This is a genomic window from Nostoc sp. C96 (assembly GCF_059384975.1).
Map to the genome: position 1 here is coordinate 6,454,200 of NZ_CM182020.1, position 14,378 is coordinate 6,468,577.

The 14,378-nt window shown below is 39.3% G+C and carries 9 protein-coding genes; 6 read left to right on the forward strand and 3 right to left on the reverse strand.

What is annotated here, in order from left to right; translation table 11 throughout:
• Positions 1-698 precede the first annotated feature (698 nt).
• From AC504W_RS27500 to AC504W_RS27525, 6 genes are all read left to right on the forward strand, one after another.
• Positions 699-1,154: a HetP family heterocyst commitment protein gene (locus AC504W_RS27500; RefSeq protein ID WP_096581785.1), complete on the forward strand. Its 456-nt coding sequence runs from the start codon at positions 699-701 to the stop codon at positions 1,152-1,154.
• Positions 1,155-2,234: 1,080 nt separating this feature from the next.
• Positions 2,235-2,984 carry a peptidylprolyl isomerase gene (locus tag AC504W_RS27505; RefSeq protein ID WP_494875432.1) on the forward strand — a complete coding sequence of 250 codons (750 nt, stop codon included), beginning with the start codon at positions 2,235-2,237 and terminating at the stop codon, positions 2,982-2,984.
• A 1,231-nt stretch (positions 2,985-4,215) separates the two neighbouring features.
• Positions 4,216-4,815 (forward strand): helix-turn-helix domain-containing protein, encoded by a 600-nt coding sequence (locus AC504W_RS27510; RefSeq protein WP_494875434.1) that lies wholly within the window; start codon positions 4,216-4,218, stop codon positions 4,813-4,815.
• Positions 4,816-4,913: 98 nt separating this feature from the next.
• The gene (locus AC504W_RS27515) at positions 4,914-8,015 is read left to right on the forward strand and encodes a peptidase domain-containing ABC transporter (protein WP_494878790.1); all 3,102 of its coding nucleotides are present in this window, start codon (positions 4,914-4,916) and stop codon (positions 8,013-8,015) included.
• A 59-nt stretch (positions 8,016-8,074) separates the two neighbouring features.
• Positions 8,075-9,622, forward strand: coding sequence for a beta-barrel domain-containing protein (locus AC504W_RS27520; RefSeq protein ID WP_494875435.1), 1,548 nt, complete (start codon positions 8,075-8,077; stop codon positions 9,620-9,622).
• 272 nt (positions 9,623-9,894) lie between these two features.
• Positions 9,895-10,671, forward strand: coding sequence for a peptidylprolyl isomerase (locus AC504W_RS27525; RefSeq protein ID WP_494875437.1), 777 nt, complete (start codon positions 9,895-9,897; stop codon positions 10,669-10,671).
• 65 nt (positions 10,672-10,736) lie between these two features.
• Here AC504W_RS27525 and AC504W_RS27530 read toward each other — a convergent pair whose 3' ends face one another.
• From AC504W_RS27530 to AC504W_RS27540, 3 genes are all read right to left on the reverse strand, one after another.
• The gene (locus AC504W_RS27530; RefSeq protein ID WP_096581797.1) at positions 10,737-11,030 is read right to left on the reverse strand and encodes a hypothetical protein; all 294 of its coding nucleotides are present in this window, start codon (positions 11,028-11,030) and stop codon (positions 10,737-10,739) included.
• Positions 11,031-11,229: 199 nt separating this feature from the next.
• Positions 11,230-13,116 carry an ATP-dependent zinc metalloprotease FtsH2 gene (gene ftsH2 / locus AC504W_RS27535; RefSeq protein WP_096581799.1) on the reverse strand — a complete coding sequence of 629 codons (1,887 nt, stop codon included), beginning with the start codon at positions 13,114-13,116 and terminating at the stop codon, positions 11,230-11,232.
• Between the two features lie 510 nt (positions 13,117-13,626).
• Positions 13,627-14,172 carry an NADPH-dependent FMN reductase gene (locus AC504W_RS27540; RefSeq protein ID WP_494875439.1) on the reverse strand — a complete coding sequence of 182 codons (546 nt, stop codon included), beginning with the start codon at positions 14,170-14,172 and terminating at the stop codon, positions 13,627-13,629.
• Positions 14,173-14,378: the final 206 nt, after the last annotated feature.

Genomic DNA, 14,378 nt, shown 5'->3' on the forward strand with positions numbered 1-14,378 from the left:
CAAGTTAATGGTAAATTTCTATATGAATTTGAACCAAATAAAAGTTTCAAATGAACAATAAATGAGGGGTCAAACCCCTCAGTAAACAGCAAATCAGTGACAATACCAAAAGTAGTAGAATCAAAATGGAGACATCAAGAAAACTCAGTAAATTTAACTGTTAAAGTTTTAATTGAGAAGATGACATTTAGAAAAAAACGTAGTATAAATACTAAAGTAGCTATTATTTCTTTTGCTCAATGACTTTAATGTTCTCAGTGAAAATGATAGCTTTTTTCCTAACTTTTGCCATAAAAACTAAGGCAAAAGATTATACGATAGAATTATCAGGGCAGTTGATTAAACTAAGTATTTAGAACATGAACAGAGGGTAAAACTGCATCTACCACGAGCCAAGCCAGACTTTTATAGTCATTGAAATGACATTAGGAAAGGTTGAAAAGTAACTAGTTACTGGATTAAATACCGTCAACTTTCTACTCAAAGGTCAAGCTCATGGACATCATCATCAGAACACATGCAGTTCTAACCTCCATACCAGGAATGATACGGCTCTTACAGCAACATTTAGTCATTCCCCACAGGTTTATCGCTAAAAATAAAAATAAATTAGGGTAGTTGTGAAAGTTTTAACTACAACAGCTATTGATTAAGCATTGACGACTTGTAACACCTAATTTTCCAGTAAAATTAACACTATGAATCACAACATGACTAGCATCAGTAACTTTAATAAAGGTATCAATCCTCAACAATTTGACCAAATAGTTGAGGCGATTCTGGCAGGTAAGTATTCTTGGGCATGTGTGTTAATGCTACGTGTAGCTGGTTATAATCCATTGCATTACATTCCTTATCGCACTTATAACAGATTGCTCAAAGAAAATTCTTCAACAAGTAGAGTGCAGCAACAAGAGCGTGAGACGATAACAATTAAGCCATCATCTACAGATAAGTCTGTAGCGACTAGCTGCTTAGGTAAGATTAAAGACTTAAATTATCTTGAGGTAGTGGGTAAGCAAAAAGCAGAAATTCGTGGTGGGAATATGGAGCAATGCTTAACACAAGAAATTTCCGAATATCAAACCCTGAAATATCAACCAAACAGCGACAACACTCAAGATTTTTCCTTAAATATTTGTGAAGCTAATTAAATTGTCTGTTGCATTACTAGATATTTCTACAGGATGTAACAAGTAGGGTGGGCATTTTCAGTAAAAGTCTCAATATACCTAGAATATTTTAGTGAATGCCCACTTTACAGATATCCAGATATCTATGTGTTTTCAAAAATCTAATATGAGTTCTGTAGCCTATCATGCGATCGCAACTCTCAGATATGATAGGTTATCGGTCACTCGTTACACTAGACAAAACGCAAGTAAAATTTTTACGCGCAGCAAATAACTTGATGTTATTAATTATTTCAATTAATGTAAAAATATCACATTAACTATCTTAATGCCTCTTGAATTATCTACCTTTTAGGAAATCTCTCAAGGTGGTTTTTGTGCTTGTATCCCTGGCTTTGTCAGGTGTAGAGCTTAAAGTTGAGAACTGGTATAAAGAGCCAAGGTAGAGAGAAAATTTAATTTCAAAATGTGCCAAAATGGCAAATTTGAACTCTCAATATCCTTTAAATTATACATAGAGGTGATTAACCAATACACTCATCAACAATGATAAAATCATTGAATATCTGACTATGAAATACATTTAACTGATTGTTTTTGCTGAAGCAGTCAGTATCCCAAAGAGTACATAACTCTTAAACCAAGACAGACAATCTAACTGTTGCTATTGGTAGTTCTATTTTCGAGGAAGCCTGAGCAAAAAAAGTTAGAGAGGTGGATTCCCCCTATTTCAACTTTACATGCCCTCTAGTCAGTTTCTCAATGGTGGGAGAAACTTAGTAGAGCCTTCCATACTTTTGTAGTAAGGAAAATAGACAAACTAACAGTTAACGGTTTTTGTGCCTGATGGAGCATATAGCTACTACGCTTTTGTCTTAATGCTCTTAATCCTAGTTCTACCAAACAGGATCATCTCTGCTGTAATAACATCGAATGGATACAGCAACTGCTGGAAGCTAAAAACTTAAATAGCTTCCAGTTTTTTATGTATAAATAAATGGGGAATGGGGAACAGAATAAGTTCTATGTTTTTTGTGAAAAATAACCCTTTCCTCTCAACTTAAGCTGGTTTAGCTGTAAAAACTAAAAGTATCAATACCAATGAGTGAGTTTGCCAAAGTATTTATTGAGTCAGAGGAAGTTGTTAAATTCCTCAAAAAAGAAATGAAGTTGAAGGAAGTATATCAAAAGATTTTAGCGAACAAAGTCATTTGGCAAACCGCCGAGGCTAGAGGTATTACTATCACTCAGGAAGAAATTGAAGCGGAAGCAGAAAATCAGCGCCGGGAAAGACATTTAGAAAGAGCCGCCGATACACTGGAATGGTTAGCAGATCAATTAATTACACCCTCTGATTGGGAAATGGGAATCTGCGATCGCTTATTATCTCACAAACTAGCACAAGTATTATTTGCCGATGAAGTAGAGAATTTTTTTACTCAGAATTGCTCAGAATTTGATCAAGTTATTTTGTATCAAATTATCATTAACTCAGAAAATTTAGCACAAGAACTTTACTATCAAATTGAAGATGGTGAAATCAGCTTTTATCAAGCAGCACGAATTTATGATATTGATATTCATCGTCGGCGTAAATGTGGATATGAAGGTATAGTTTATCGTTGTGCAGTTCAAGCAGATATAGCCACCGTTGTATTTAGAGCATCACCGCAACAGGTGACAGTTCCTTACAAAACAGAGCAAGGTTATCATCTCTTTTTGGTGGAAGAATTTATCCCCGCTGAATTAACACCCCAAAGATATCAAGAAATTATCAATAACATGTTTCAGCATTGGTTAATTACGGAAATACAATGTCTGTTAAATTCAGAGTTACTGAGTGAATCATAGAATACTTACAAGCTAATTCTGAATTCAATAAATATTCAGTAGTGGTGTGTTAAGGCTTTAACCTAACGCACCATTATATCAAAATATGCGTTAGGTACTAAGATTATATTTTTAGTGAACAACTATAGGAATAATAATTGATTTCTGAAATCTACGTAGGATGTGTTAGCGACAGCGTAACGCATCTACTGTAAAGTTTTAGGTGCGTTACGGCTTACGCCTAACACACCCTACATATACTGAAATTTTTTCAGAAATCAAATCGGATTCCTATATCTCGAAATCAGTATCTAACGCACCATAAAAAAATATTTTTACTGAGTGATTAGATAAAATTTATCTCTATTTATTTTAACACTGATTTATGTGTATTTTTCTGTTAAGACGATACATACAATAAAGTCTGAAACGCATATTTATAATTAGAAATTTTCATCCTATAGATAGATAATTATTAGGTAAATATATTCAAAGACAGTAATTCTTGAATTTAGATTTTGTCCGCCAAAATTCATGATTTTATTTCAAAAAACTTAATTATAAAAATAAAGTAAAGATAATATATAGTTTATGTAAAGTTCATCTTTTTTTCATAAAACCTATTGACTATATTTAGAAAAATTCTTAAAAGAATAACAGTTAGGCTAACTTAACAAAGTGAGGAACTACCGCTTTTCAGTAAAAAGTCGCTTCTAGATAACTTTCCTATACTCATCAAGCAATTTTGTGAAACTAATACCAGCGTTACACCACACTATAGGAAAGTCTGTCCAATTATTCAGTGTTACTAGTTCATAGTTTATTGCTTTTAGGTGTTTTACCAGAAACTGCTGTTAATTGAGGTAAACAACAGCTATGCTGGCTGAATATTTTGTCAGATTTACATACTACTACTGCTCAATTATCTGCGCTCACGCTTTGGAGCGCAGTTTTTAACACAATTTTTCTCTTTGTGTAGAATAGTTAGCGCTAGAAATACTTGTAATTTTATGATTCTAGAACTAACTATTAACACCGAATTCTAGACTGCCAAAACAGATGAAATATGAAAATTTCCCCCAATTATTTATCAAGATTAGGGGGTAAACATTCAGCGTCGGACAAATTTAGAAGAACCCAGAAATCAGAAGTCAAAATCAACAAGGATTAACGAGTGAAATAATCTCTCCATTATTGAATAATTCTGACTTCAAAATTAACACTTGACTGTCAACAATAACTGGTAGTAATTATGTCAAACTATTCTAGCCAATATCAAGGTTTGGAAAATTACGATCCGCAAGATAGCAAATTTCTTACACCTTTTCAAAGAAAAGCTTTGTTGAAAAACTTGCAAAGCAACTTACAACCAGAATATCTTCGGCGAATTGAAATTATGTTGCTGGCAGATATGGGCAAATCTCAAACTCAAATTTGTGAGATTGTTGGTTGTTCTCAAGAAATGGCACGCTACTGGATTGGCATAGCAGAAGCGGGTTTTGCACATAAATGGAATGAGCGCCCAATAGGCAGACCGAAAATTGTTAATGCTCAATATATCGACAGATTGAAAGAGTTGGTAAGTCATAGTCCGCGTGATTATGGCTATGCGTTTACTCACTGGACAGCCCAATGGTTAAGCAAACATCTAGCAAATGAATTGGGTATTTCGATTAGCGATCGCCACGTTAACCGCTTACTCAAACAAATGGGACTTTCGACTAAACGTAAAAGTTCCAATCAACCAGAAACATCTGAGACAAATGATAACAACATTACGATTGGTGACTTACAAACTCATAGTGAACCGACTTTTCCTTGGTCGTTTAATTTAATGCAGACAAATCAATAGGAGGCAGAAGGCAAGGGGCAGGAGGCAGGAGTTTTAATAATCGCTCCTAGCCCCTAATTTTTTTGATTATCGAACTCCCAATTGATGAAGGTGAAAATATGCGATCAGGATTTTCTCAAGAACAGTTAGCACAACAAATTACTCATACTTTGGGCGAAACATTATCAAGCCAGGATATTGAAAAATGCTTGGCAGGAATAGAAATTGTCGAACCGCCTGTCGCTAAACAATTTTGGCAAGCGACAACTGCAATTCCGGGAATTTATATGATTCTCACTGGGAAAGTGAGACTGCTGGATAGTGTGAATAACTTAATCACCACCCTGACAACTGGGGCATCATTTGGTGAATCAACTTTGTTCCCCGAAGAAGAGTTTCATTCTTACGTGGCGAGGGCTTCTGTTAATCTCAAACTGTGCTATTTGCCGCAAGCACTGTTGCAGGAGATTTTACAGCAATATCCTGGTATGAGCGATCGCCTGCAAAAACGGGCAGAACTTTGGAATTTGCTTTTATTATGTTGTCAAAGTGCGCCCATCACCCTGAATGGTTCTGTAGAACAGATGCTTCAGGCTTTATCTCTCTTCCGCCGACACAATTTAGAAAGTGGCGCACCCCCAGCTAAATTATTTCACGATACGAGACTCTGGTTATTGCGTCGTGGCAAACTACTCCACGCCGACGGGCGCATCTTGACATCAGGCAACATTTATATATATCCCCAAAAAGGCAGTTGGCAAGCAACACAACCAACAATTGTCTACAGTCTGCATAATGCTGATTGGCAAACTGCTGTAGCGCATTGGCCACAATTGGCTGATTTAGCTGGTGTTGGGAGTGGGGAAGAAGGCAGGAGGCAGGAGGCAGAGGGCGCGAGAGCAGAAGAAGGCAGGGGGCAGGGGGCAGGGGGCAGGAGGGAAGAAGAAGGTAGGAGGCAAGGGGCAGGGGGAATTTCTCAGTCTCTAGCGCCGCCGAAGCGTAAGAAACCGCGTCAAGCTTACTTTCCTAACCCGACGGTAAGGGCGAGTCATCTGTGGGGACGTTTGACGCAGCGATATCCCTTTTTTGAACAACAAAGTGCCGCAGATTGTGGTGCAGCTTGTTTGGTGATGATCGGCCGCTATTGGGGTAAGCGCTTGAGTATCAATCGACTGCGAGAGTTAGCTAATGTCAGCCGTGGTGGGGCTTCTTTGCGAGGTTTGACAACCGCAGCTGAGAGTGTTGGTTTTGCGACGCGTCCAGTAAAAGCCAGCTTGGATAAATTAGCACAACAAACCTTACCTGCGATCGCCCACTGGGAAGGTAAACATTACGTAGTTGTCTATGAAATTAGCAAAAAAAGGGTAATTATTGGTGATCCGGCTGTTGGACAACGCACTCTTACCATAGGTGAATTTAAAGCCGGTTGGACTGGTTACGCCTTGTTACTCCAACCCACAACCTTACTCAAAGAAACTGAAGCAGAAAATATTCAATTCTGGCAGTTTTTTGATTTAGTTAAACCACATTGGCAAGTGTTATTAGAGGTGTTCACGGCTTCGGTGTTTATTCAACTATTTGGATTAGTTACACCTCTATTTACTCAGCTACTTTTAGACAGAGTAATTGTCCAAGGTAGCACCCTCACTTTAAACGCTATAGGTTTAGGCTTGCTAATTTTTGGATTATTCCGCGTCGCTATAAACGGACTGCGGCAATATCTTTTAGATCACACAGCTAATCGCATCAGCTTATCTCTATTGGTAGGTTTTATCAAGCATACTTTCCGTTTACCTCTGGCTTTTTTTGAATCTCGTTATGTGGGTGATATTGTTTCGCGGGTGCAAGAAAATCAAAAAATTCAGCGTTTTCTGACTGGGGAAGCATTATCAATCATCTTAGATTTGCTCACAGTATTTATTTATGTCGGGTTGATGTTTTGGTATAGCCCATCAATGGCTTTACTTAGCTTATGTATTGTGCCGCCGTTTATGCTGCTGGCACTTGTGGCTACGCCATTTTTACGCCGAATTAGTCGTGAGGTATTTAATGCCACAGCCAACGAAAATAGTTATCTAATCCAATCCCTGACGGGGATTCGTTCGATTCGCTCAATGGCGATTGAACAAACAGTGCGTTGGCATTGGGAAGAACTGCTAAATAATTTGATTAAAAAGACATTTAGTGGACAAATTGTCGGCAATCAACTACAAATTTTTAGCGCGACAATTGAATCAGTTGTAAGTACAGGATTACTGTGGTTTGGGGCATGGTTGGTCATTCAAAACCAACTAACCATCGGACAACTTGTGGCTTTTAATATGCTTTTGGGTAATATTATTCGCCCATTCCAGCGGCTGGTTGTGCTGTGGAATCAAGTCCAGGAAGTGATGATTGCCACTGAGCGAATTAATGATGTTTTAGAAGCTGAACCAGAAGAAGATTTACAACATCAACCCCGGCAGATTTTACCTCTGTTGCAGGGACATATTAAGTTTGAAAATGTCACTTTTCGCTATCGCCCAGACAGTGATATTAATGTCTTAGAAAATCTGAGTTTTGAAATTAAACCTCAGCAAACTGTGGCTGTAGTAGGGCGGAGTGGTTCGGGCAAAACTACCTTATCTAAATTGATTTTGGGGCTATATCTGCCGACAGATGGCAAAGTTTTAATTGACGCTCACGATGTGACTAGTATATCTTTGCGATCGCTACGTTCTCAAATAGGGGTGGTTGATCAAGACACCTTTTTATTCGGCGGAACAATCCGCGAAAATATCAGCATTGCTCACCCAGAAGCCACCTTAGAAGAAATTATCGACGCGGCGCGTTTAGCAGGAGCCGATGACTTCATCAAACAATTACCAATGGGTTACGAAACTCAAATTGGTGAAGGTGGAGGAATGTTATCTGGCGGACAGCGCCAACGTCTGGCGATCGCTCGTGCATTATTGGGCAATCCGCGTTTATTATTATTAGATGAAGCCACCAGTCACCTTGACGCTGAATCTGAACGCATCATTCAAAATAACCTGACAACCATCCTTAAAGGACGCACCAGTTTAATCATTGCTCATCGCCTGTCCACCGTGCGTCACGCAGACTTAATTCTGGTATTAGATCGTGGCTTATTAGTCGAAAGCGGTACTCACGACGAATTAATTACCAGAAAAGGTCATTATTTTTACCTCAACCAGCAACAACTGGCGCAAACAAATTGAGCATCTGGGAAATTTGCATAAAAACAGTTACCACTCAACAGTAAACTGTTGAATTACCTATGCCAAACTCTTATCCCAATTCCTCATCTGTACTAACTCAACAGCAGGATGAACTTCGCCAGTTTGATGACTCTGATGTAGTTGTCGATGAGTCAATACAGTTAGCCCAAATCAATGATTGGTATTACGGTACAGAAGAACTTCTAGACGCTTTACCCAAGCTCTGGACACGCTCAATGCTGTACTTGCTCATCGCCTTTGCAGCCATTGTTATCCCTTGGACAATGCTGACAAAAGTAGACGAAACAGGCTCCGCCAGAGGGCGTTTAGAACCCAAAGGTGCAACGCAAAAATTAGGCGTTCCGGTTACAGGTGCAGTCAAAGCCGTCAATGTCCAAGAAGGCGCAACTGTGAAAGCCGGACAGGTTTTAATGCAGCTAGACTCTGATGTATTGCAAACAGATTTGCAACAAACTCAGACTAAGCTCGAAGGCTCAATCAATCGGCTATCTCAGTTGGAATTACTCAAAAATCAACTGATGTTAGCGATTAATATTCAAGAACAACAAAACCAAGCTCAAGCCTTAGAAAAAGTTGCCCAAGTTAACCAAGCACAGCAAAATCTCGATGCCAAAATCAGCAGCTATAACCTGCAAAGATTAGAAAAACTTGCCACTGTTGAGCAGGCTAGACAGAAAATTAATTCCACACACATTGACCAAAAATTAGCGCGAAGTCGTTTTAATCGAGATGTCGCAGAAGTTGACCGCTATCGTCAACTTTTAAACGAAGGTGCGATCGCTCAAGTTAAAGTAGTGGAATTAGAAAAGACGGCGGAAGAAAGTCAACGCTTGCAAGAACAAGCAAGCGCCGAACTCACACAATCAAAATTAAGTTTAAAGGAGGAAGTGAGCCGTTATCAATCCATCATGAGTCAGGCCTGGGCAGATATTCAGCAAGCCAAACTACGCCTAGAAGAACAGCAAAGTAGCTATCAAGGTGTAGTGCAAGCCGGGAGACTGGCGCTGCTGAAAAGTCAGGAACAACTCAAAGATATGCAGAACCAAATTACTACCCTGCAATCGGAAATAGCCCAAACCAAGAGTCAGATTACCTCATTCAAACTGCAACTACAGCAACGCGTAGTGCGATCGCCAATTGATGGCACAATCTTTGAATTACCTGTGACCAAACCAGGACCTGTAGTCGAAGCCGGACAAATCGTGGCTCAAATTGCACCTAAAAATAGTGAGTTGATTATCAAAGCCCAAATACCTAGTCAACAAAGTGGCTTCTTGAAAGTTGGTATGCCCGTCAAAGTTAAATTTGATGCGTATCCCTTCCAAGATTATGGAGTTGTGCAAGGGCGCGTCCATTGGATTTCACCTAGCTCGAAAGTCCAAACTGATAGCGAAGGCAAAGCCACTATCGAAACTTATGAATTGGATATTGTTTTAGATAAAAACTACATCCAAGCAGGTGATAAACGTATTGTTTTAACACCTGGTCAAACAGCAAATGCTGAAGTAATTATTCGTCAGCGTCGTGTCATTGACTTTATCTTAGATCCATTTAAGAAATTGCAAAAGGGCGGGCTAGAACTGTAATTATTATTTCTACTTTGTTTTGAAATATAATCATGTATCTTGATTTTGCATAGGGTAGGCTTTTATAGTCTGCCCTAATTTTACTTTTAATTTTATTCATGATACTTAGGTACCTGCTGAACTTTTATGTCTAACAAAACATATTAATTATTCAACGAAACTTCCACTAGATAGAGATAAGAAAAACTCTCTCAAGCCAACATATATAAACATGCGGCTCACTTCGATACTGACTACAAAACACTAATCAGAATTAGTGGAGGAAAATAATTATGTCCAAGCCGTTAAATATTGCTGTTGAAGACATTATTGACTACATCAAACTTTCTTGCCAGATACCTAGTATATTGGATGCGATCGCTACACAAAAAATTATGGCAGAGACAGTTGAAAAAATCGGTATTACAATCGAAGTAGAAGAACTACAACAAGCCGCAGATAGTATACGTTTTGCTAACAAACTCCTGAGAGCAGAAGATACTTGGGCTTGGTTAGAAAAACATCATCTCTCACTAGATGATTTTGAAGAAATAGCTAAAGCTAACATCTTATCTACTAAATTGGCCGAGCATTTATTTGCGGAGAAAGTTGAACCCTATTTCTATGCTCGGCAATTTGAATATTATGGAGCCGCAACTTATGAAGTTATCTTAGATGATGAAGACTTGGCTTTAGAGCTATTTTATGCTTTGCAAGAAGGCGAAATTAGTTTTCAAGAAATTGCCCGTCAATACATCGAAAATCCCGAAATTCGTCGCGCTGGTGGCTATCAAGGAATCCGCAACCGTGCAGAATTTAGACCAGAAATTGCCGCAGCCGTTTTTGCTGCTACTCCACCACAAATTCTTAAACCAATTGTCACACCTAAAGGAGTACATATAATTGCCGTTGAGGAAATCATTAAACCAGAATTAAACGAGCAATTACGTCTGCAAATTATGGGAGATTTTTTTAATAACTGGTTACAACAACAAGTTGCAAACTTAGAAATCATAGCAAAACTACCAAGTCATTCTTTATCATCACAAGATTTACCAAAACCCGCTTGATTAAAGATTTTGGATTTTGTCAGCATATTGCATCGCCAGATGTATCTAATTTGGGTATTTGAGCATTATTCATTGTTAATCTGGCGATTTTTAAGAGCAAAGACATAAGCGATGAAAGTAGCTTGAGCTATAATAATTCCCATCGTTGTACCTCCAAGAGCTACCCTAGTTTGAAATCTACCAAGCTCATCCAGCTTTTCTGTCTGAATACTAATTGAATGAGGTAGATGGAATTGCCATCTTGCTGCTTCCGAGTTAAAGAGAAAACTCATTGGTAAACTAACAGCATAACCAAGAATTGTAAATACTAAGGCTGTGGGAATTGTTAGCTTCAAGTTTTGCAAGAGTAAGGAGCGCATAGTCAAAAATTATGTTAGCAAACTGTTTGTAAATTAATACATTTGAATATGTATGTACATTTCTTAGTATAGTTATCAAAAATAAAAGCGATCGCCTGATAATTTGGGCTTGCAATCTTGGGTTGTTTAATCACTAAATGCAAATAAAAATGGGCAAGGTTCTACACCTTACCCATTTTGGTAAATTATTGATTAGGAATTACAGCTGCGGTACATACTGTTGTTTTTCAGGTACATCAGTATATTCAGCCACAATCTGACGAAATTCTTCGCCATCAATTGTTTCTTTTTCAATCAGCAAATCAACGATGCGGTCTGTCACAGTGCGATTTTCACGCATGATTTTCTTGGCATTTTCATAGCATTCTTCAACAATCGCCCGCACTTGAGCATCAATCCGAGATGCGATCGCCTCTGAATATTCAGAGCGGGTTGTCCAATCACGACCGAGGAATACTTCGCCTTGTTGGCTTTCCAAGGAAAGTGGCCCTAAATCAGACATCCCAAACCGAGTAACCATTTGTCGCGCCATTCCTGACAATTGCTGCAAGTCTCCACCAGCACCAGTTGTCACTTCCGCCGCACCAAAAACTACTTCTTCCGCCGCACGACCACCTAAAGCACCAGTAATTCTGGCTTTTAGTTGAGAGCGAGAAATTAATCCTTGTTCTTCGTTGGGAGTGAACCAAGTTAAACCCTGTGCTTGTCCCCGCGGAATCAAAGTAACTTTTTGTACTGGGTCATGGTCTTTGAGCAAAGTACCCACCAAAGCGTGACCGATTTCGTGGTAAGCAATTAAGCGTTTGCTCTTGCTATCTACTAAGGGTGTACCTTCCATCCCCGCGACTACGCGGTCAACTGCATCATCAATTTCCCGCAGAGTGATGGCTTCCTTACGTCTTCTGGCGGTGAGAATGGCGGCTTCGTTGAGTAAGTTGGCTAAGTCAGCACCAGTAAACCCAGGTGTACGACGAGCGATCGCATCTAATGACACACTGGTGTCTAATTTTTTGTTGCGTGCATGAACTTGCAGAATTTCCAAACGGCCTTTGATGTCTGGTGCATCGACAGTTACTTGTCTGTCAAAACGTCCTGGACGTAACAAGGCTGAATCTAATACGTCGGGACGGTTAGTAGCGGCAATAATAATGATGCCAGTATTGCCTTCAAAACCATCCATTTCGGTCAGCAACTGGTTGAGGGTTTGTTCCCGTTCATCGTTACCGCCACCAATCCCCGCACCCCGCTGTCTACCCACAGCGTCGATTTCATCGATGAAGATGATACAAGGAGCGTTATCTTTGGCTTTTTTAAACAAGTCACGGACGCGGGAAGCACCCACACCAACAAACATTTCCACAAATTCGGAACCGGAAATGCTAAAGAAAGGTACACCAGCTTCCCCAGCGATCGCTTTGGCAAGTAAGGTTTTACCTGTACCTGGAGGCCCTACTAATAAAACGCCCTTGGGAATACGTGCGCCGACAGCGGTAAATCTTTCTGGTTGTTTGAGGAAGGTCACAACTTCTTGTAGTTCTTCTTTGGCTTCTTCAATACCAGCCACGTCATCAAATTTCACACCTGTTTTGGCTTCCATTTGAAAACGCGCTCTGGATTTACCAAAGCTCATGGCTTGTCCAGGGCCACCAGGCAGGTTGCTGGAGCGCCGGAACAAAAAGAACAACCCAGTTATCAATAAAATTGGGAAAACAAGATTGCCTAATAATCCCCAGATTGCGCCATCATTACGCATGGGGTGAGCATCAAAACTAATTTGTTTTTCTTTAAGCTTGCTAATTAACTCAGGAGCGCTAATTGGCAGATCTACCCGCCACCGCTGAATGCGATTTTCGATATCTGGATCGATAGCTTCGACAATTGCTGTTCTACCGCCTTCATACAGATCTACGCTAGTGACGCGATCGGCATCCAAGTATTCTAGAAAACGGCCATACGTCATGCGGGTATTGGCGGCATTCTTACCCATATCCGCAGGAGCGTTCGCAAATGCTCCTTGCCAGAAGAAAAAGCCAATTACCAAAGCAGGCAATGTCCAGAGTACCAGGACTCTCCAAGAGAATTTCATCTTAATTTGCCTCTGCCAATACAATTAATCATTTCTAGTGACTCCACAGCTTGGCATTTATCAAGGGAATCATCTTCCGCACGATATGGCCTCACTTTGTGACTAGATTTAGTTTGCAACGGATGTTTATTAATCCATTTTGTTTAATTTGATGTCTAATCACGCGTCACCATTAATTATGTGCCGATGAAAAGATTCTTAATTAAATTTAACTTAATTTTAATACAGCTTGGCTGAAGACAACAAAATTTAAGATGTAGAGGGCGATCGCCTGTAGATATGGTAAACCAGCGATATCGGTGACAGGGACTGCGATCGCCTAGTTTTAAGTAAAATAAACTATCTGCTTACTCAGGTAATTTAAATTTAAAGATGTAGCAAAAAATACATTAAGAATTAGCTGATTCCCAGCAGAAAATAAATTTAATTAATAAAACTGAAAAAATGAGTTACCAGCATGTTCAAGACTTGAGCCTGTAGGGTGAGCAAGATTTTGCTCACCCTACAACTTTAATTGATGCCTTTGAGCTTGCGAGTACTATCAACTAAACTTTGAGCAAATTCGTCAAATCTTTGAGAGAGTTTTTCATCTAACAACTTACCTTCCGGGTTAAAAGCACTCCAGGCTTGTCCAATGGCAATTTGTTCAGGAATTACCCAACCATGCACCCAGCGGACAATTAACCGTAAATCATTGAGGGCGTTGCTATTAGATTGACCCCCCAAAACGCTAATTAGTCCTGTAACTTTCCCTGACAGTTCTGTAAAACTCATTAAATCAAGGGCATTTTTCAGCACGCCACTCACGCCACCATGATATTCTGGTGTCGCCAAAATTAATCCGTCAGCACCACTGACAGTCTCACGTAAGCGCTGCACATCTGGGTATTCTGGATATTCTTTTTCACCGTTGCAAAATGGTAGCTGTAATTGCCGTAAATCTAAAATTTCTACATCTGCACCTATGGCTTGTAACCTTTGTGCTGCGACTTGTAACGCTAACTGTGTATAAGAGTTAGGTCTTAAACTACCAGCAATGCCCACAATCCTGACCATAATTTCCCCATCCATTACAAATATGAAGTCTGAAGTCTGAAATTAAGAAAGAATAATACTAATGAATCATCAGTACAAAAATATGATTACAAGTCGTAGTCATTACGACTATGTTTATCATAGCGAGTTATGGTTTCGCAGTCAAATTTGTCTAATACCGAGTTATTAGAGAGAAAAAAGCCATAAAAATTGTACTAATGTTTATA

What these genes read in the sequence shown, in the direction of transcription:
- AC504W_RS27500 (WP_096581785.1), top strand. Translation starts at nt 699, where the DNA reads ATGAATCACAACATGACTAGCATCAGTAACTTTAATAAAGGTATCAAT.
- AC504W_RS27505 (WP_494875432.1), top strand. Translation starts at nt 2,235, where the DNA reads ATGAGTGAGTTTGCCAAAGTATTTATTGAGTCAGAGGAAGTTGTTAAA.
- AC504W_RS27510 (WP_494875434.1), top strand. Translation starts at nt 4,216, where the DNA reads ATGTCAAACTATTCTAGCCAATATCAAGGTTTGGAAAATTACGATCCG.
- AC504W_RS27515 (WP_494878790.1), top strand. Translation starts at nt 4,914, where the DNA reads ATGCGATCAGGATTTTCTCAAGAACAGTTAGCACAACAAATTACTCAT.
- AC504W_RS27520 (WP_494875435.1), top strand. Translation starts at nt 8,075, where the DNA reads ATGCCAAACTCTTATCCCAATTCCTCATCTGTACTAACTCAACAGCAG.
- AC504W_RS27525 (WP_494875437.1), top strand. Translation starts at nt 9,895, where the DNA reads ATGTCCAAGCCGTTAAATATTGCTGTTGAAGACATTATTGACTACATC.
- AC504W_RS27530 (WP_096581797.1), bottom strand. Translation starts at nt 11,030, where the DNA reads ATGCGCTCCTTACTCTTGCAAAACTTGAAGCTAACAATTCCCACAGCC.
- ftsH2 (WP_096581799.1), bottom strand. Translation starts at nt 13,116, where the DNA reads ATGAAATTCTCTTGGAGAGTCCTGGTACTCTGGACATTGCCTGCTTTG.
- AC504W_RS27540 (WP_494875439.1), bottom strand. Translation starts at nt 14,172, where the DNA reads ATGGTCAGGATTGTGGGCATTGCTGGTAGTTTAAGACCTAACTCTTAT.